Annotated in this window: 15 protein-coding genes and 1 pseudogene; 11 read left to right on the top strand and 5 right to left on the bottom strand. The window is 44.0% G+C overall.

Going from position 1 to position 18,648, the window contains the following annotated elements:
- Nucleotides 1-121: 121 nt before the first annotated feature.
- From L1028_RS14180 to L1028_RS14160, 5 genes are all read left to right on the top strand, one after another.
- Nucleotides 122-1,516 (top strand): cytochrome ubiquinol oxidase subunit I, encoded by a 1,395-nt coding sequence (locus L1028_RS14180; protein WP_042193025.1) that lies wholly within the window; start codon nt 122-124, stop codon nt 1,514-1,516.
- The gene (cydB, locus tag L1028_RS14175; RefSeq protein ID WP_234534857.1) at nt 1,513-2,529 is read left to right on the top strand and encodes a cytochrome d ubiquinol oxidase subunit II; all 1,017 of its coding nucleotides are present in this window, start codon (nt 1,513-1,515) and stop codon (nt 2,527-2,529) included. The genes L1028_RS14180 and cydB overlap by 4 nt, the downstream gene beginning before the upstream one ends.
- Complete coding sequence (gene cydD / locus L1028_RS14170; RefSeq protein ID WP_234534855.1) at nt 2,529-4,295, top strand: thiol reductant ABC exporter subunit CydD; 1,767 nt, start codon at nt 2,529-2,531, stop codon at nt 4,293-4,295. Before cydB ends, cydD begins: the two co-directional genes overlap by 1 nt.
- Nucleotides 4,292-6,049 carry a thiol reductant ABC exporter subunit CydC gene (cydC, locus tag L1028_RS14165; protein WP_234534853.1) on the top strand — a complete coding sequence of 586 codons (1,758 nt, stop codon included), beginning with the start codon at nt 4,292-4,294 and terminating at the stop codon, nt 6,047-6,049. The genes cydD and cydC overlap by 4 nt, the downstream gene beginning before the upstream one ends.
- Before the next feature lie 229 nt (nt 6,050-6,278).
- Nucleotides 6,279-6,446, top strand: coding sequence for a CxxH/CxxC protein (locus tag L1028_RS14160; protein ID WP_076120603.1), 168 nt, complete (start codon nt 6,279-6,281; stop codon nt 6,444-6,446).
- Between the two features lie 100 nt (nt 6,447-6,546).
- Here the strand turns inward: L1028_RS14160 and L1028_RS14155 are convergent, their stop codons facing one another.
- On the bottom strand, nt 6,547-7,959 hold the full coding sequence (locus L1028_RS14155; RefSeq protein ID WP_234534851.1) for an MFS transporter: 1,413 nt from the start codon (nt 7,957-7,959) through the stop codon (nt 6,547-6,549).
- Between the two features lie 140 nt (nt 7,960-8,099).
- Between L1028_RS14155 and L1028_RS14150 the strand changes: the two genes are divergently transcribed.
- The 3 genes from L1028_RS14150 to L1028_RS14140 all read left to right on the top strand — a co-directional run bounded on the left by L1028_RS14150 (nt 8,100) and on the right by L1028_RS14140 (nt 10,238).
- Entirely contained in the window at nt 8,100-8,450 is a 351-nt protein-coding gene (locus L1028_RS14150; protein WP_234534849.1) for an ArsR/SmtB family transcription factor, read from the top strand.
- A 131-nt stretch (nt 8,451-8,581) separates the two neighbouring features.
- Nucleotides 8,582-9,061 carry a 23S rRNA (pseudouridine(1915)-N(3))-methyltransferase RlmH gene (gene rlmH, locus L1028_RS14145; RefSeq protein ID WP_042131690.1) on the top strand — a complete coding sequence of 160 codons (480 nt, stop codon included), beginning with the start codon at nt 8,582-8,584 and terminating at the stop codon, nt 9,059-9,061.
- A gap of 91 nt (nt 9,062-9,152) precedes the next feature.
- The gene (locus L1028_RS14140; RefSeq protein ID WP_234534847.1) at nt 9,153-10,238 is read left to right on the top strand and encodes a hypothetical protein; all 1,086 of its coding nucleotides are present in this window, start codon (nt 9,153-9,155) and stop codon (nt 10,236-10,238) included.
- A gap of 515 nt (nt 10,239-10,753) precedes the next feature.
- Here the strand turns inward: L1028_RS14140 and L1028_RS14135 are convergent.
- The gene (locus tag L1028_RS14135) at nt 10,754-11,665 is read right to left on the bottom strand and encodes a helix-turn-helix transcriptional regulator (RefSeq protein WP_234534845.1); all 912 of its coding nucleotides are present in this window, start codon (nt 11,663-11,665) and stop codon (nt 10,754-10,756) included.
- 100 nt (nt 11,666-11,765) lie between these two features.
- On the opposite strand from L1028_RS14135, the gene L1028_RS14130 reads away from it, so the two are divergent.
- Entirely contained in the window at nt 11,766-12,710 is a 945-nt protein-coding gene (locus L1028_RS14130; protein WP_234534843.1) for an alpha/beta fold hydrolase, read from the top strand.
- 497 nt (nt 12,711-13,207) lie between these two features.
- On the opposite strand, the gene L1028_RS14125 is transcribed toward L1028_RS14130, so the two are convergent.
- The 3 genes from L1028_RS14125 to L1028_RS14115 form a co-directional block, all read right to left on the bottom strand.
- Nucleotides 13,208-14,568 (bottom strand): IS1182 family transposase gene (locus L1028_RS14125; RefSeq protein WP_234534841.1). Its coding sequence is split into 2 segments (ribosomal slippage): nt 13,208-13,998 and nt 13,998-14,568, totalling 1,362 coding nucleotides; the frame shifts between segments, so codons are not numbered across the junction.
- A 440-nt stretch (nt 14,569-15,008) separates the two neighbouring features.
- Nucleotides 15,009-15,248: a hypothetical protein gene (locus L1028_RS14120; RefSeq protein ID WP_234534839.1), complete on the bottom strand. Its 240-nt coding sequence runs from the start codon at nt 15,246-15,248 to the stop codon at nt 15,009-15,011.
- 157 nt (nt 15,249-15,405) lie between these two features.
- On the bottom strand, nt 15,406-15,573 hold the full coding sequence (locus tag L1028_RS14115) for a hypothetical protein (protein ID WP_234534837.1): 168 nt from the start codon (nt 15,571-15,573) through the stop codon (nt 15,406-15,408).
- A 64-nt stretch (nt 15,574-15,637) separates the two neighbouring features.
- Here L1028_RS14115 and L1028_RS14110 point away from each other — a divergent pair, with 64 nt between their 5' ends.
- Nucleotides 15,638-17,881 carry a U32 family peptidase gene (locus L1028_RS14110; protein WP_234534835.1) on the top strand — a complete coding sequence of 748 codons (2,244 nt, stop codon included), beginning with the start codon at nt 15,638-15,640 and terminating at the stop codon, nt 17,879-17,881.
- A 541-nt stretch (nt 17,882-18,422) separates the two neighbouring features.
- Nucleotides 18,423-18,580: pseudogene (locus tag L1028_RS14105) on the top strand (EcsC family protein); the annotation flags it as partial.
- Nucleotides 18,581-18,648: the final 68 nt, after the last annotated feature.

Below are 18,648 nucleotides of genomic sequence, written 5' to 3'. Positions count from 1 at the left end.
TGTCACAAATCATTTGAATTTCACCGTTAAAAGCACCCCTTTGTGTGACATTTATCACAAAAGTACGTCTAAATTTTTGACACAATATAATTAACGAAAAGGGGAGAAGGAAGGGAAAAATATGGATACAGTAATGCTGTCGCGCATACAATTTGCGTCGACGACAATATTCCACTATTTCTTTGTACCGGTATCAATCGGACTAGCGCTCTTGATTGCGATCATGGAGACCATGTACGTTAGAAAAGGCAATGAAGAGTACAAAAGAATGGCGCAGTTCTGGGGAAAGCTGTTTCTCATCAACTTTGCAGTAGGGGTGGTTACAGGGATTTTGCAGGAATTTCAGTTCGGGATGAACTGGTCTGATTATTCACGTTTTGTGGGTGATGTCTTCGGTGCTCCGCTTGCAGTTGAAGCATTGGCAGCCTTTTTTCTGGAGTCTACTTTTATTGGAATCTGGATATTCGGCTGGGACAAAGTGTCCAAAAGAGTGCACTTGTTATCCATCTGGCTGGTAGCATTCGGAACGATGTTATCTGCTTTCTGGATCTTAGCAGCGAACTCCTTTATGCAGCATCCTGTGGGATTTGCGATAAATAATGGACGGGCAGAAATGAATGATTTCTTCGCGCTCATTACGAACGGACAATTGCTGGTTGAATTTCCGCACACGGTACTTGCTGCGTATGCAACAGGCGCCTTCCTCGTAACGGGTATTAGTGCGTATAAGATATTGAAGAAACAAGATGTATCTTTCTTTAAGAAATCTTTTCAAATTGCAGCGATCGTTGGTATCATTTCTTCTATTGGTGTAGCCGTGGCAGGCCATGCGCAAGCACAGTATTTGGTTGAGACTCAACCTATGAAGATGGCGGCTTCCGAAGGACTGTGGGGTAAGAGTGGTGACCCGGCACCTTGGACCGTATGGGCAAACATTGATCCTGAGAAGCAAGAAAGTACTGGAGAATTTCAAATTCCGTATATGCTGAGCTTCCTTTCATACAGTAAATTTTCCGGTGAAGTTAAAGGTATGCTTGAGCTGCAAGCTGAGTATGAGCAAACCTATGGCCCCGGTGACTATATCCCGCCAGTACGTACAACATTCTGGAGTTTCCGGATCATGGTTCTAGCAGGAACGTTAATGATCGTAATGGGTATGTACGCAATGTATTTAATGTGGCGCAAAAAGATGGACCGTCCAAACACTTGGTTTATGCGGTTTATGTTATGGGGAATACTGCTTCCTCCAATCGCAAATACAGCGGGTTGGGTCATGACCGAATTCGGGCGTCAGCCATGGACGGTATTCGGACTGATGACAACGGAAGACAGTGTGTCGCCAAATATTACAAGTGGTCAGGTTCTATTCTCTGTTATTTCTTTTACAGCGATTTACGCCATTCTCGGATTAGTTCTGATTGGTTTGTTTATGAAAGTGATTAAAAAAGGTCCTTATGCGATGGATAACGATCACGGGGATTCGCATGATCCATATAACGAGGAGGGCGCCCAATGATTTCTCTTAATGAATTGTGGTTTGTACTCATTGCAGTTCTGTTTATAGGGTTCTTCTTCCTGGAGGGTTTCGATTTCGGCGTAGGGATGGAAACACAAATTCTCGCTAAGAATGATACAGAGCGCCGGATCCTGATTAACTCGATCGGACCCTTCTGGGATGGAAATGAGGTATGGCTAATTACAGCTGCGGGTGCAATGTTTGCGGCTTTCCCTGAGTGGTATGCAACATTGTTTAGTGGATTCTACATTCCCTTTGTCTTTGCTTTATTAGCTTTGATTGCACGTGGTGTTGCTTTTGAATTTAGAGGCAAACGGGATTCCGTAGCTTGGAAAAAAACTTGGGATGTTTGTATCTTTTTCGGCAGCTTCCTCCCACCGTTCCTCCTTGCTGTGGTGTTCGCCAGCTTCATCAAAGGTTTGCCGATTGATGGGGATATGCAAATGTACGCAGGTTTTACAGATATCGTAAATGTGTATACCGTAGTAGCTGGTGTGACTGTTGTCCTTCTTTGTTTGGTACATGGTCTCATGTTCACAACGCTGCGTACAGTGGGTGATCTACAGGCTCGTGCTCGAAAAATGGCGCAAAGATTGCTTTTGCCACTTGGGGCTTTATTGCTTGCTTTCGTGGTAATGACTTATTATATGACTGATATTTTCGAACAACGTGGTTTAGTTCTTATGATTATAGTAGCGCTGGGAATTATCGCGTTCATATTATCGGGTTATTTCATGACGAAGAAGAAGGATGGCTATGCTTTTGGCATGACAGGAGCGGTAATAGCATTGTCCGTAACTTCTATCTTTGTAGGATTGTTCCCACGTGTTATGATTAGTTCAATAGATCAAGCCTTTAATTTGACAATCACCAATGCGGCTTCGGGGCATTACTCTTTAAAGGTAATGACGATTGTGGCACTTACCATCCTTCCATTCGTCTTGGGATATCAAATTTGGAGTTACTTTATCTTTCATAAACGCGTTCACGAGAAGGAGCATCTTGAATACTAATGGATAAAAATTTGCTTGGGTATAAAGGAGTTAAGCCGGTCTTTTTGATCGTTGGCCTCCTTACCCTGGTGCAAAGCATGTCCATACTTCTGCTGGCCAAATGGCTGGCAGAAGTCATCTCTGCGCTATTTGCGGGAGAACCTCTGAAGGAACAATGGGCTACTTCGCTATTGTTCCTTCTTGCATTTCTAGTGCGCCATGCTTGCGCCATGCTGATGAGCCGTATCTCTTACCGCTTTGCGGAAGCAACGGGCAGCAACATGCGGAGGGAAATGATGGATAAGCTCTTCCAGCTTGGACCCAGAATGGTGGGCGGGCGTGGAACCGGGGATCTTGTCACACTAGTGTTGGAAGGCGTAACCAAGTTCCGCACATATTTAGAAGCGATTATCCCTAGAATGGTAGGGATGTCAATTACACCGATTTTGGTGCTTATTTATATCTACAAGATGGATACCGCGAGTGGGATAATTCTAACGATCACCATGCCGATTATTATTGTTTTTATGATCTTGATCGGGATGACGGCTCGCAAGCAGATGGATCGTCAGCTGAAATCTTATCGCACCTTATCTAACCATTTCGTAGACTCCCTCCGTGGGCTAGAAACGCTGAAATTTCTGGGCCGCAGTCGTAGTCATAGCACGAGTATTGCCACCGTCAGCGATCGATATCGCTCGGCGACGATGCGTACACTGCGAGTAGCCTTTTTGTCTTCGTTCGCGCTGGACTTCTTTACGATGTTATCCGTTGCTTCCGTAGCGGTAAGTCTCGGGCTGCGTCTGGTCAACGATCAGATGACACTGGTTACGGGCTTAACCATTCTAATCTTGGCACCGGAATATTTCTTGCCTGTCAGATTGGTGGGTTCGGATTTCCATGCTACTCTCGATGGTAAGGAAGCCGCTGAGGCAATGAAGAGCATTATAGATCAGGATGAAGTGAAAGCTGAAGTAGTAGGTTCTAATGGTGACCAAGCATTGAAATCAGCACCGAAAACATCAGAAGAGATATTCACTTGGCATGAAAAAAGTGTACTTACATTAAATGATGTTAGTGTGAAATACGAGGAAGCCGGTCTTTCTTCGCTGGAAGCGGTGAACCTGCAATTTAAAGGGGCCAGCAAAATTGGGATTATCGGAGAGAGTGGAGCCGGTAAATCTACACTAGTCGATATATTGGGTGGTTTTTTACACCCTACTTCAGGAAGTATCACGGTTAACGGTACAACGGTTAGCGCATTAACGGATGAGGCTTGGCGAAAGCAGACTTCGTATATCCCGCAGCGCCCTTATATTTTTAGTGGTACATTAGCTGATAATATTCGTTTCTATTACCCTGAGGCCTCTATGGAAGCTGTGGCTGCAGCTGTAAAAGCTACTGGATTATCGGAGCTGGTGGCAACCCTTCCGAATGGCTTGGATGAGATGATCGGCGGCGGAGGTCGTTCATTCAGTGGTGGGCAGGAGCAGCGGGTAGCGCTGGCTCGAGCTTTACTCAGCAGTCGTCCGATTATGTTATTAGATGAGCCAACGGCACATCTCGATATTGAGACGGAATATGAGCTGAAGGAGACGATGGTGCCTCTTTTTGAAGGAAAGCTGGTCTTTCTGGCTACACATCGCCTGCACTGGATGCTCGATATGGACGTTATTGTAGTAATGAAGCAAGGACAAGTGGCAGAAATCGGTACCCATCAGGAGTTGCTTGCCCGCAAGGGTGCGTATTATGAGTTGATTGGGTCGCAATTGGAGGGAATCCATTGAAACGCGAAGGATGGTTTGCTCCGTATGTATCGTCGTATTTTTGGCGTTTTGTGCTTATTATCGTGCTTGGGGCGTTGACGATTTTTACAGCCTCATCATTAATGTATACTTCAGGATTTCTGATCTCAAAAGCGTCTACACCCGTCGAAAATATTCTAATGATTTATGTACCGATTGTAGGTGTGCGTACGTTCGGAACGAGCCGGGCTGTCATTCATTATGTAGAACGTTTAGTTGGGCATGACACGATTTTGCGAATTCTATCTAAGATGCGTGTGCGTCTGTACAATATTTTGGAGCCTCAAGCCTTGTTCCTATCGTCACGGTTCCGAACTGGGGATATTCTCGGGATGCTTGCGGATGACATTGAATATTTACAAAATGTGTATCTGCGCACCGTTTTTCCAAGCATCATTGCTTTGCTGATTTATGGAGCGGCAGTGATTGCGTTGGGCACTTTTGATATCGCCTTTGCGCTATTGATGGCTCTGTATATATTGGTGTTAGTAGTTGTGTTGCCGTTCTTGTCTCTATTGTTCACACAGAAGCGCCAACGTGAAGTGAAAGTAGAGCGTAATCGTCTCTATCAAAAGCTGACTGACGCCGTACTTGGTATGGGTGACTGGGTCATTAGTGGACGACAAAGCCAGTTCGTAGACACTTATGAAGCAGATGAGAGAAAAGTAGCCAAAACCGATGCAGCGCTGCGCAGCTGGGCACGTCTTCGTACGTTCATTGGGCAAGTGGTAATTGGGATTGGTGTGCTTTCTATGCTGTATTGGGCCGCTGGAGAGTTTGCAGATGGTGCTATTGCGGGTACATTGATTGCGGCGTTCGTATTGGTTGTTTTTCCTGTAGCAGATGCCTTTCTGCCAGTATCTGAAGCAGTGGAGAAAATCCCGCAGTACCGTAACTCCTTAGAGCGATTGTCTGGTGTAAATGGAACTGAGCAGAACATCGTGTCTGAAAAAGCATCTGTATCTGTAGTCGATGCTCTACCACAGGCCATGAAGAGTGCTCACATCAAGCTCGAAAATGTAGGTTACCACTATGGTTCAGAGGCTAACTGGTCGGTTCGCGATCTCAGTCTCGATATTCCACAAGGTAAAAAGATTGCGATCATCGGCCGAAGTGGTGCGGGTAAATCGACGTTATTAAAGGCTATTCAAGGTGTTATTGAGCCTTCTGACGGCTCGGCTTCGATTAATGGTATCGCTGCAGATGCCTATGGAGAGCATATTCCTTCTATTATAGCGGTGCTTAATCAAAGTCCACACTTATTCGACACTACGGTAGCCAACAATATTCGTATGGGTGATCCGAAGGCTTCCGAACAAGCAATTAAGGAAGCTGGTACCTTAGCCAAAATGGATACGTTGATCTCCTCGTTGCCAGATGGATATGATACCTTTGTCCGTGAAGCGGGGCAACGTTTCTCCGGTGGAGAGCGTCAGCGGATAGCGTTAGCTCGTATTTTGCTGCAAAATACACCTGTTGTCATACTCGACGAACCGACTGTAGGGCTGGACCCACGGACAGAACGTGATCTTTTGAAGACAATGTTCGAAGCCATGGAGGGTAAGTCACTAATTTGGGTAACGCATCATTTGGTCGGTGCGGAGCAGATGGATGAAGTGATTTTTATGGAAAATGGCTCGGTAGAAATGCGTGGGACCCATGCGGAGCTGATGAAAAAAGAACCGCGTTACCGCAGATTATATGAGCTGGATCGTCCGGTGGAGTTTCTAGGGTAGGATGGAGAGTTTAAGATAATATTTATAGAAAATAGAGAGAGTTGAGTGAAGAGATTCCTTTTGCCCTTCGGGGTGGGAGGAATCTTTTTTTGGTGCAGGGCAAGAATATAGACAATGGATGAACAGATTGCTGGAATGGATAGATAGGAGTTCCATTTTCGTGGGAAGTATGGTAGAACAATAGAAGGAGTATTAGGCCGTAGCGGCACAGAAAGGGATGCTTGGTTGAATGTATGTAGTATGCAAAGAACATGTAGAATTAGCTATTGATTTGTTTGTGGACGAGTATGAAGATGCACCAGATGTAGTAGATTTGAAGGAAACGGAATTCTCTGACTGGGACCCGCCGGCAAAGTGCACCCAATGTGAGAAGAACGCTGAATATTTGGTGGTCTAAAGGACCGTTAAGACTTATAAAAAAGCACCTTGCAGTCCCGGAAATGGGCCGCAAGGTGTTTTTGCGTGGAATAATATCTAGGTGCATTGGAGGATTAATCTTATGCATCTGTTGCATCTGCCATATTGGTCAGGGAGCTGCCTCGGTTGTTCTTGCGGTAGACAATGGCTGAGATGATGGCAAGTATTGCAGCAATAGAGAGTCCCCAGTAAATGTTGGAGTAGGCTGCTGAGAGCGGCAGTCCGCGCTGCCATTCCAGTGCGCTTGCGGCCATAGCTACGCTGAAGGCGCCGCTAAAGAATTGTAGTAGCTGGAACAATCCCATCCCGGAGCCGATTTGTGAGGAAGGGAGAATCCGAGAGATTTCATTGGATACACTACTGGACAACGTCGTGAAAGCAAGACTCATAATCATATAGATAAGCATAACGGCAATCCAGGACCGCCCAGCGAAGAATGCGAACAGGACGGTAGCGGTCAGCACAAGCAGTGGAGCGAAGCGTAATATCCCCGCATTGCCATAACGGTCAATGATTCGTCCGACGGAACGAGAAACGAAGATTGCGAGCAGCGATCCCGGAAAGATCACAAGCCCGGCATGACTTGCACTGAAGCCAAAGCGATGAGTCAAAATCTGTGGCAGCAGGAACAAGGTGGCGAAGCTGCACAGATAGGAGGCGATTCCGACCACCGCCAGCACGAGATATGAGCGGTTACGGAAAAGCGCGGGCATCACAAATGGGTCGGGCGTGCTGCGGATGCGGCCAACAAATAAAGCGATGGCGACAAGTCCGGCGACCAAGGCCACCCACAGCCCACTAGTCAGGAACAGCAGTAGACCGGTGGTGCCGACGCCCAAGAGCAGCCCACCAAGCACATCAAAGGAGCCGCGGGTGGGTACCTCTTTAGGCAACAGGATAAGGAACAACGGCACGAGAAGCAAAATAGCTGCCGTTACAGCGAACAACCAGATCCAGCCGAGATATTCGACGATGGATCCGCCCGCGACCGGACCAAGGCCTAGGCCGAGTGAAACAGCTGACATAATCGTCGCCATCGCTTTGCCGCGACGGGCTTGCGGGACATAGCGGGTAAACAGAACAAGAGATAAGGACATTACTGCGCCCGCGCCCGACGCCTGTAGAATGCGCACGATAAGCAGAAAGATAAAGTTGGTGCTGAAGAAGCCGGCCACAGCCGCAAAGCCTAGCGTCAATAAGCCTACCACCAGTAGGCGGCGGATCGGCAGAAAATCAGAGAGCCGACTGTATGTGATCGATGCAATCGAAAACATAATGGAATACCCGGTAACAATCCAAGATGCGGATGCAGCTGTAATGCCGAAGGCTTCGGTTACATCAGGCAGTGCCAGATTGAACATGGCTGTATTCATGATGACGAGAACCACAGCGATGCTGAACAGCAGTGTCAGAAGGCCTTCCCGTGGAAGAGTCGCTTCCGGAGCGGAGGCTTCATGATCCGCATTCGCAGAAAGGTTATTTACAGAAGTCATGTGCGAAGCACTCCTTTATTATTGTTTAATAGTTCGATTACTTACGAACAATTGAAATATAGCATGCGTTGATATAAAATGCAATTAGGAACACCAATATTTTTGTCGCATTAAAAGTAGGACAAAGGGGATAATCATCCATGAAAATACTATTTCATCCGGACCGCAAGGACATTCAGCTTGCTTCCGTATTGTATGCGCTCAGCGATCCGATTCGCCTCCATATCGTATCGGATATTCATAGAAATGGAGAACAGGCTTGCAACGGCTTCAACGTTCCGATCGCCAAATCCACCATGTCTCACCATGCCCGTACGCTGCGTGAGTCAGGGGTTGTGTTTACGCGGGTGCAAGGAACACAGCGGATACTGTCGCTACGGACGGAGGATCTTAATACACGGTTCCCAGGTTTGCTGGATTCTATATTGAGTGCTTATGAAGCTGGAGAGAAGCCGGATTTTGCGATGGAGGAGTGGGACGAGAGTAAGTAGGGATGGATTGTCTGAAGAATAGGACATTTAAGCAATACGCAAGATTAGGAAGGTACTTACTAAAACTACAAGGGACGGCCCAGTGCGCGTCCTTTTGCTATTTCTATAGAGGACTATAACAGGAGGCATGTATGCTTATTCAAATTATCGGCGTAGGAAAATTGAAGGAAAAGTACTTGATTAATGGCATCGCTGAGTATGCTAAGCGGTTGACACCGTACCTGAAATTTCAGGTGATTGAGGTGGCAGATGAAAAAGCACCCGACTCTCTAAGCGAAGCAGAGGTCGGTATTGTTAAGGCGCGCGAGGGGGAACGCATCCTCGCGCACATAAAGAGCGAGGCGCATGTCATTGCGCTCGCGATTGACGGCAAGCTGTGGAGCTCGGAAGAGCTTGCCGCAGAAATTGACCGGCTCGGCACCTACGGGACGAGCCATGTCGTGTTCGTCATCGGAGGGAGCCATGGGCTCTCCGACGAGGTCATGCGCCGCGCGCAGCAGCGTATGAGCTTCGGGCGCATGACGCTGCCCCATCAGCTCATGCGCCTGGTGTTGGTGGAGCAGATTTATCGCGCGGTGAAGATAAATCGGGGGGAACCGTATCATAAGTAGGGCGATATTTTTAGTGGTAAACGCTTGTTGGGCGCGGTTAGTCGCCCTAAGTGTAAAATACATATTAGAGTTTGGAGAGGAGCATTAAATAATGATTATGGAGAATAAAGAAGATTTTTATATTGATATAAAACACAGAGCGATGGCCATTTATGAACAATACCGCTATATTATTAAAGAAGTTCTAGAAAGCGAATTTGACATTTCAAAATATATATTAAACCTTTATTTTAGAGATGATTCAAATTTAGGAGGAAAAGCTTGGTCTGATAATTATTTAGATTATATACAAATAAATAAAGGAGTTATTGATAATTTCTTTGAATATTTTTATGGATTTACAAAAAAGAATACGGAAGATTTTCTTAAAGCGTTACATGTTGATGAAGATGAAGAAGCATCATATGAGTATATAAAATTTGACGATAATGGGAACCCTAATTTTTTTGACAGTAAAGTTATAGATTACAAATTAGCAGGATTACTCACAATTTTTGTATCGCGTTTCATTATAACTCATGAATTAGGCCATTTACTTAACGGGCATTGTGAATTTATTAATTCTAAAGATAATAATAGTTTAAATTATATCTCTATGTTCGAAGAAGATAACAGAAAAGTCATAAAAAATGTTTCTCCACTAGATTTTAGAACTTTAGAAATGGATGCAGATGCATTTGCTGCAACTGATAATATTAGAAATCTGCTTTTAATTTATGATAATTTTGAAGAAAAGGTAGATAAAGATTTAAATATAAAACCGATAGAATTATTTTACTGGTGGTCATTTGCAATTAGAAGTAATTTTTTAATAACACAGAGAATATTAAATGATGAAGAATATAAATTGGATAAAAAACATTTACCAAGTGAGGCGCGCTGGGTATTAATACTAGGTAGTGTAACAAGTTTTATAAATGAGAACCTAAATATAATTAATTATAGGGCTGGAGACAACAAAGAAAATTTATTGAAAGCATTAGTTGCCGGATTCAAATTTGCTGAAAATTGTTATAGTGAGCGTACTTATACAAAGTATAATTCTTTAGAAGAAACTATTAAGAGTACAGATTATAAGCATTATGCATCAGCAACCTTAGAGAATTGGGAAAAACTAAGAGATAAATTAACTAAATTTTCTAGATTACCTCTTTATAAATCAGATTATATTGTTTGAATGAATACCGCTCTGCTAGAAACTGAACTGTAACCCCATGTGGACACTAAAAGCAATTAGGAACTGGCTCCTGAATTCATCAGGAGTCAGTTTTTATGCCTATTGTTAGCGTTCATAATTCTATTGGTTCATGTACACATCGACGCATTGACTCAGTTCTTTAAGAACAAACAGGAGGTATCATCATCATGGCTAATTTTCGTGGTGTATATCGTAAGAGAAAAATACACCGAATGATCAAATCAAAATACCAAAAAAATCGTGCGAAAATCCCCATCATAATCGTCTCGGATAAAATAGATACGGATATAGATTCCAATACCTTTCGTAACTAGAGTACGAAGGATGCGGAGAGGGGAGGGCAATTTCGCCTTTGAGATGTTACGATGAACCATATCATAAGTGACGGCGAAAAGTTGAGTTGAAGGTTGAAGCTTCAATGCTAAATCTATTAAGAAGCGCGTTAAGACCTAACTCATGTGGAATTGGTCATATATGTCGAGACGAGACCTTTATCAGGAATAGTTCTCCACCATTTGATATAAATAATTTCGAAAGTCTTCAACATAGGTTTTGGGCTCTACAACTTTTAGATGAGTGCCAAAGCTTGCTAAAAGTTGAAATCCCATATGATTTTGAGGGACATATATGGTTGCTAATAAAAGTCCAGAACCATGGTCTTCAATACTTCGTCGACCATACCTTTCGATGATTTGATCTTTTATGCTAGGCGATATCCATGCCTTAATCGTGACGAATTGCGGTAGATAACTTGCTTCGTGTCCTTGCACAGACCAATCGTCTCTAGGATGAAACGCGCGTTCATCCATAGTAATATGATCGATCCGGGATAACTTGAATGTTCGAGATCCCTGTCGATGTAAACAGAATCCTTTCAAGTACCAACTCGATTCGCTAAAATGCAGCTCATAGGGCTCAACCATTCTATCCGTTACAGCCCCGTCTTTATCTGTATAATCAAACGAAACCAGCCTTTTCTTTGATATGGATTCTTGACATGTCTTTAAGGTTTCAAGAATCTCGGACCGACCTTCCCAATCATAAAATGACAGTTGAATGGAACGATTCAGAGACAATGGACTAACCATTGCCTCTATTTTTTTTATCGTTCTTTCCACTTCTTCAGTAAGGAGGAGTTGTTCCAATCCGCCGAGCGCAGCCAATATATTCTGTAAATCGGAGCTGCTTAGAAGGCGTTTATCGACCTTGTATTCGTCCATTATGCCGTAGCCGCCTTTGACGCCATTGACAGAGTAGATCGGGATGTTACATAAGCTCAATGTTTCCATATCGCGAAGGATCGTTCTTTTGGAAACATGGAATAGTTGTGAGAATTCCGTTGTAGAAACAATCTCTTTCCTCAGCAATATCATGATAATCGAAATGAGTCTCTCCACTTTGTCCATAATTGCCCTCTTTTTTCTACATGAATTCAGAACGGTGACAATAAGATGTCACCGTTTATCCATTATACTACATGTATCACAAGAAGGAGGTTTTGATTTAATGTTTAATCCAACCGATTTTCCCAAGCCCACCCTTATTTCAGTCAATGGTGTGGAACTCGAAGTGTTTGAAGCAGGCCGAGAAAACGAAGGAAAACCTATTGTACTCTGCCACGGCTGGCCAGAGCATGCCTTTTCTTGGCGCCATCAGATGGCCGCCCTTGCCGCAGCGGGCTACCATGTCATCGTCCCCAACCAGCGGGGTTACAGCAACTCATCCCGTCCGACCGAAGTAACAGACTATGACATTGAACACTTGTCAGGTGATCTCATCGCGCTTCTCGATCACTATGGATACGAGGACGCTACCTTTGTCGGTCATGACTGGGGTGCATTTGTCGTTTGGGGACTGACCTTGTTGCATCCAAACCGCGTCAATAAAGTGATAAATCTAAGCTTGCCTTACCAAGAGCGCGGAGAAAAACCCTGGATCGAGTTCATGGAAGAAATACTTGGCGGCGATTTCTATTTCGTCCACTTCAATCGACAGCCAGGCGTCGCGGACGCCGTATTCGAAGACAATACATACAGGTTCCTTCGAAACCTGTACCGGAAGAACGAGCCTCTCAGAGCACCTGAGCCAGGTATGGCGTTGATCAATCTCGCCAGAGCAGAAACACCGCTCGGTGAGCCCGTAATGAGCGAAAGCGAGCTGGCCGTTTACGTCTCCGCTTTTGAAACATCAGGATTCACGGGCAGCATAAATTGGTACAGGAACCTTGACCGCAACTGGCGATTATTGGCGAAAGTAAACCCAATCATCCAGCAGCCGACCCTCATGATCTACGGCGACCGGGATGTGGTTGCGAAGTCTGAAAACCTGACAAAGTTCGTGCCCAATGTGGAAGTGGTCAATCTGGATTGCGGTCATTGGATCCAGGAAGAAAAGCCGGAAGAAACAAACCAAGCGATTTTGAGATGGCTGGAACAGCAGAATGCCATCTAGTCCCAAGAGCGTTTCAAGGCTGAGCCTGCCCTACGGCTTGACCGGAGGGTGGAATGAGACGCGGCCACCGTCTTTGAGGTGACTGATTGGGCACCGCAACCCCGGTTGGGCTAGTACGTGTCTTCTAATGGTGTGGCGGTCGTGAGCCATGCGGGCGGCATTCGGTGTGGTCAGCGTGTTGAAGGAGGGCAAGGGGCATGATCAGGCTCATGGGTCTGATCTCCGAGTACTTCGTCGCTTGGATAGAAGTGGACTCGATCCCGCCGCACGCGGTGCACGGCGGTACAATACTTGTATAACAACATTCCTAGCAATCTACCGGCTGACAAAGTGCAAGCCGCGATGATGCTGAATAGAGTCGCTTGGCAAGCAAAACATAGAAGGACAATAAGGGCACCCTAAGAGGGTGCTCAGATTGTCGAGAAACCCAGGTCATTTAAAGACCTTGGGTTTCTTTTGTGTTTCAATGTCGACCTGCGAACGGGAAAACGAGGGGGTTATCCCCGTTTTTCCCGGCGATCCAGGTGGATCGCCATCTTCTTCATGTTTTGCACGGCTGCCGTCATCAGCGCTTGTTCCCTGACATTTGGCAGTCCGCGCAACCGGCAATAGCGAAACCCATGGAGTTCTTTAGCATCCGCGAAGCTTCGCTCAATCGTTTCTTTTCGTTTGCGGTACAACTGCTTGCCCGACTTGCTGAGCCGGTTGTTCCGGACCCATTCTTTGCTGTCCTCCCAGACATGCCGGGTTACCACTTTCCGGTGGTTTTTAGATTGCGTACACTCGTTTAAGAAAGGACAACTTTTACATTGCTCTGGATCGGACGCATACTGCTGGTAGCCTTTGCGGTCCGTCGTTCGGTACTTCAGTTCTTGCCCGGCCGGACAGACGTAAAGTTCTCGCTCAGCGTCAAAAGTAAACTTCCATTTTGGAAACAGTCCTTGCTTGGAATGGAATCTCCGGTGAGCAATAACGGCAAAAATCTTTCGGCTTTGCAGACCGCGGCAAATCGGTGTTGTTAAATATCCTGAATCTAGAGCAATGGCTTCCACTTGAAATCCAAAACGTTCCTGCTGGCGGTCCAGACGCGATAAATACGGCACGGAATCATGGACATTTCCGGGCGTAACATGTACATCTGTAATGAGGTTGTATTTCATATCTACCGTCCGGTGGTCCAGATAAAAAAAGCCTTCTGGTTTACCATCGCGGATCATATATCCGCTGTCGGGATCGGTCTTGCTGACTTTAATTTCTTTTTCTTCGTTCACTTCCTCTCTAGGTTTTAGGGCTTTTTTCCATGGTTCTTCCGGTCTGCCTCTACGGCGGCGTTGAGCTCGTCTACATAATCCTTGGTGTTTTGCAGCACCTGTTGTTTCGTGTATTGGTGTTTATTCGCATTTGCCTTGACGTGAGTAGAGTCCGAGACAAGAACACGTCCGCCCACCATCCGGTGCGAAATCGCCTGGAGAACAATCTCGTCGAAAATATCCTGAAAAATGTTCGTATCTTTAAATCGGGTGCGTCGGTTCCAACTAAGAGTGGAGTGGTCTGGAACCTTGTCGGTTAACCCCAGCCCAAGAAACCAACGGTAAGCTAAGTTCGTTTGGACCTCACGTTCTAACTGACGTTCGGAACGAATGCCGTAGAAGTACCCCAGGAAAATCATTTTAAACAATACAACCGGGTCAATGGCAGGGCGTCCGTTATCCGAGCAGTACAGCGGTTTAACCTTCTCATCGATAAACGAAAAATCAATATATTTATCCACCTTGCGAAGCAAATGGTCTTGAGGAACTAAATCTTCGATGGAGACAAATTCGTAAGCTTGTTGTTTTTCTCGATTGGAACGCAGCATGTCGACACACCATCCGTTCTATAAATAGTTACCTATATTATACAACATTAACGCGGTGTCGTGTAAAATCAAAGTCACATAAAGAAGGCTGTCGAGACTTTCTCGACAGCCTGGGCACCCTAAGAGGGTGCTTCTTGATTTCGCGCTATTAAAAATACATAGAAAAAACAACAAAAAATTGTAAAATGGTTTAATGTGGAAAAAATACAACCTTTTAAATCAAAGTCTAGCAACTGAAGTGCCTCAGCTTGACCTGGAGCCCCTGGCGAATCTAGAAAAACATGTGAGATGGGCGATGTATCGACACCTGACCATATTCACACACCACCTTACCCCACACTTTAACAAGCCACACAAAGGAGAATGTCCATCGTAGGTGTTCTCTTTTTCATTACGCATGATATTCTATTGCCTCTCTTGCTACTTGCTGTGCATAGGCTTTACCCGAGCCGATAGATTGGTAATACACCGCGCGTCAAAGTATCAATAAGCTCGATCACTACATCATGCTGTCCAACGCCAACGGTGACGGCTTCCTTAATCGATTTTTTGAAAGCTGCTCCGTTATCACTATGGCTCAACCGCTTCTGTATTCGATTTACAGTCTGACGCACATAAATTTGTTCCATCTTATTTTCACCACCGTTTTTGAAATTGTATGGGTCTATTGGCATGCTCAATCAATTCATGGCCTCCATCTGCCGGTATGCTTCACCTAGGCCAATTGAATCATAGTAAGCCCGCGTCACATCCTCCATGCGCTGGGTCACAGCATCATGCTGCTCCATCGGGATAAACTCAAGAATAGCTATGGTGATGGCCTGTTCGCGCGCTGCCTCATGCACCTTGATCTCTTTCCAGGCCGTAGAGCGTATAGCCACCTGTGCCCCCGTTGAATAGCTTGTACTTCATCTCAATCGCCTTGATTGCGGTGACGGGACTGATCACTTCCATCAGTCCAAGCGTCTTGAAGCCCTTCTGGATAATCTCCTTCAGCAGCTCCATGTTACGTAGAGCGTATCACAAGTACTACAAATTTTTTTAATTTATGGGTCATAAGGAGGAAAAAATGACTGAATTACTAGCTCCAGCAGGAAATATGGAAGCTTTAAAAGCTGCAATATCTAATGGTTGTGATGCAGTATACTTAGGAATGCAAAAATTTGGTGCACGTGCATACTCATCTAATTTTGATTTAGAATCGTTAAAAGAGGCTGTTACGTATGCGCACCTGAGGAACGTTAAACTCTATGTTGCAATGAATACCATCGTTTTTGAAAACGAAGTTGAAGAGATGAAAGAGCAAATACACGAATTAAATAAAATCGGAGTTGATGGCATTATCGTACAGGACCTGACTGCTTTCGATTATATCGTTAAAAACTTTCTTGATATGGAAGCACATTGTTCAACTCAAATGGGAATAGACGATTTAGACGGAACTTTACTATTCAAAGAACTTGGTGCTAAAAGAGTTGTTCTGTCCCGTGAGGTTGAGATTGAAAAAGTAAAAGAGATAAAAAGAATAGCTGAGATACCTTTAGAAATTTTCGTTCACGGTGCTTTATGTGTATCTTACTCGGGAAACTGTCTAATGTCAGGATTAATCGGCTATCGATGCGCAAATCGCGGAAGATGTGTTGGTTCATGCCGTAAGGAGTATGAACTAATGGATAAGACGACAGATACGTCTTTAGGGAAAAACTATATTCTATCTACTAAGGACTTAAACACAATCGATTATATCCATGATTTAAAAGAAATTGATTCTTTAAAAATAGAAGGTCGAATGAAAGTGCCTACGTATGTTGCTAATGTTGTATCAAAATATCGCATGGCCTTAGATCATAAAATAACCGAAGAAGATAAAGAAAATCTGAAAAAAACATTCAATAGAACATTTACTAAAGGGTATATGTTTCACGAAGATAAGAAAAATATTACAAATATCTTAAGACCTAATAACTTTGGTTATGAAATTGGAACAATCAGCAAGATTGTTAAAGATAGATATGAAATAACACTTACACGTACTTTAAATCAAAACGATACAATCAGAATAAGTCACAACAATGAAGATGTTAATTTAGCTGTTGCAAAACTGTACAATAAAGAGGACGAATTAATCAACAAAGCAGTCGATGTCTGCTATATCAAAATCAAAGAAAAGGTGTCTAAGGGAGATTTAGTATATAAAACGAAGGATTATTTCTATAACAAAGAATTAGAATTATCATTGGAAAAAGAATTTAAGCGGTTTAACCTCAATATTAGAGTATATGCATGTCCAGATTCAAAGCTTTTCATAGATGCGGAGGGCTTAGGCTTTAATTATTCATATGAAAGCGAGGAAATACTAGGCGAAGCCATTAATAATTCAACAACAAAAGACCAGGTAATCAAGCAATTTTCAAGATTAAATGATACGATATTCGAACTTAATCATGTGGATTTTGAGGAATGCAATGCATTTATTCCAGCTAAACTGTTAAATGCAGCAAGAAGAGATATTGTACTGGGCTTATATGACTTAAAGCTTAACAGCCAAAAGAAAAGAACCAAGGCTTTGAAAGCAAAAGAAAAAATAAGCTTTGCCCCTGAAAAACCATACCTTACGGCCTCTGTAACGACTAAGGAGCAGTACGAAGCTTGCGTGAGCTGTGGAATTAAGGAAATCTATTTTAAAAACGTTGTTAGAAGAAATCAGATTGATTATAAGGAAAAAGAAGGGCAGCTACTCATCGGAGGATATGGTGGAATTTATCACTACAGAGAAACTAATCCGTTTGTTACGGACTATTCTCTAAATGTTGTTAATGCTACTAGTTGCTATGAATTATATAAATTAGGTGCAAAACGAGTCACTTTATCCTATGAATTGAATAAGAGCCAAATTGAAGATTTAATGAATGCTTATTATGAAGAAAATGACGGCCATCCTGCACTGGAAATGATTGTATATGGTAGGGTTCCTTTGATGTTTACTAAATATTGTCCGATGAAAAAAATGAATCAATGCAGAATTTGCAAAACGAAGAGCTATGAGTTAAAAGATGAGCACGGAACGTTTCCTATAATTTCCCATAATGATTGTACAACGACTCTCCTTAATGGGAAGACGCTTAATCTTTTAGATGAGCTACAAAACATCAAAGGAATCGAGGCGTTGAGATTAAACTTCACAGTTGAATCAAAAGAGCAGGTTGTGAAAGTCATTAATATGGCGTCAGGTAAATTAAATGGCTCAATGAATAATGCTGTCTTTAATCAGGAAACAGACACAAGAGGACATTTTAATAAAGAGATTGTGTAGGTAGCCAAAGGGATGGTTCTGGCGATATGATGGCGGGAGCGAAACCAACAGCGGCAGCGGTCAGATTATGGCTTACATAAATGCCCGGATGGCAGACTCTGCGATTGGGGTATTCCGCGTACCGCGTACAGATTGGTTATTGAACATAAAGAGTATTTGTTCTCTGGTGTTGAACTAATCGATCAACGAAATAATCAATTTTGCTTGTTGGATAATCATGCAAATGATTTTCGTATTGCTGACCCGTATATCGCTATCTTCCTTGCTAATCGTTCAGCTTAACATAAAGAGCAAGAAAGAGCCGCCCAGTACTGGGCGGCTCTCAAACTTGCTGCTCAACCATCGCAGTGAACGTGTCAGAAGTAAGGAAAAGTCTTTTTGAGAGGCCGACTGCTTTTCAGCAGAAATCCCCTTTTCATAACTCTTTTCATATCCTCAAAATTGCATCACCTCTAACTCCAGCCCAGGATTAAAATCCTTATGTATCAGCAGCAAAAGATCAATTAACGATATCTCTCAACCCAGCTCTACCTTGTGTCCCTGGAAGAAGCTGTTCCAGGCCATCCCGGTACGGGCATGTTCTTCGGCGCGTATACGAACCGCAAAGCGCTGGAAGAGGTAGCCGAGGCCGCGCGGATGCTGTATCGTAAAAGAAGGATTTTGGAGAGATTGGCGCAGGGCGGGAAGAGTGCGGAGTGAAAAGCGAAAGAGTTAAGGGATGAAGGAATAGTGAGGCCTTCAATTTCGCTCTATAGATGTTACGGGGA

Origin of the sequence: Paenibacillus pseudetheri (assembly GCF_924513355.1) — a bacterium.
Taxonomy (GTDB): Bacteria; Bacillota; Bacilli; order Paenibacillales; family Paenibacillaceae; genus Paenibacillus_AQ; species Paenibacillus_AQ pseudetheri.
The sequence above is the reverse complement of the archived record's forward strand: the minus strand, read 5'-3'. Positions and strand labels throughout refer to the sequence as shown.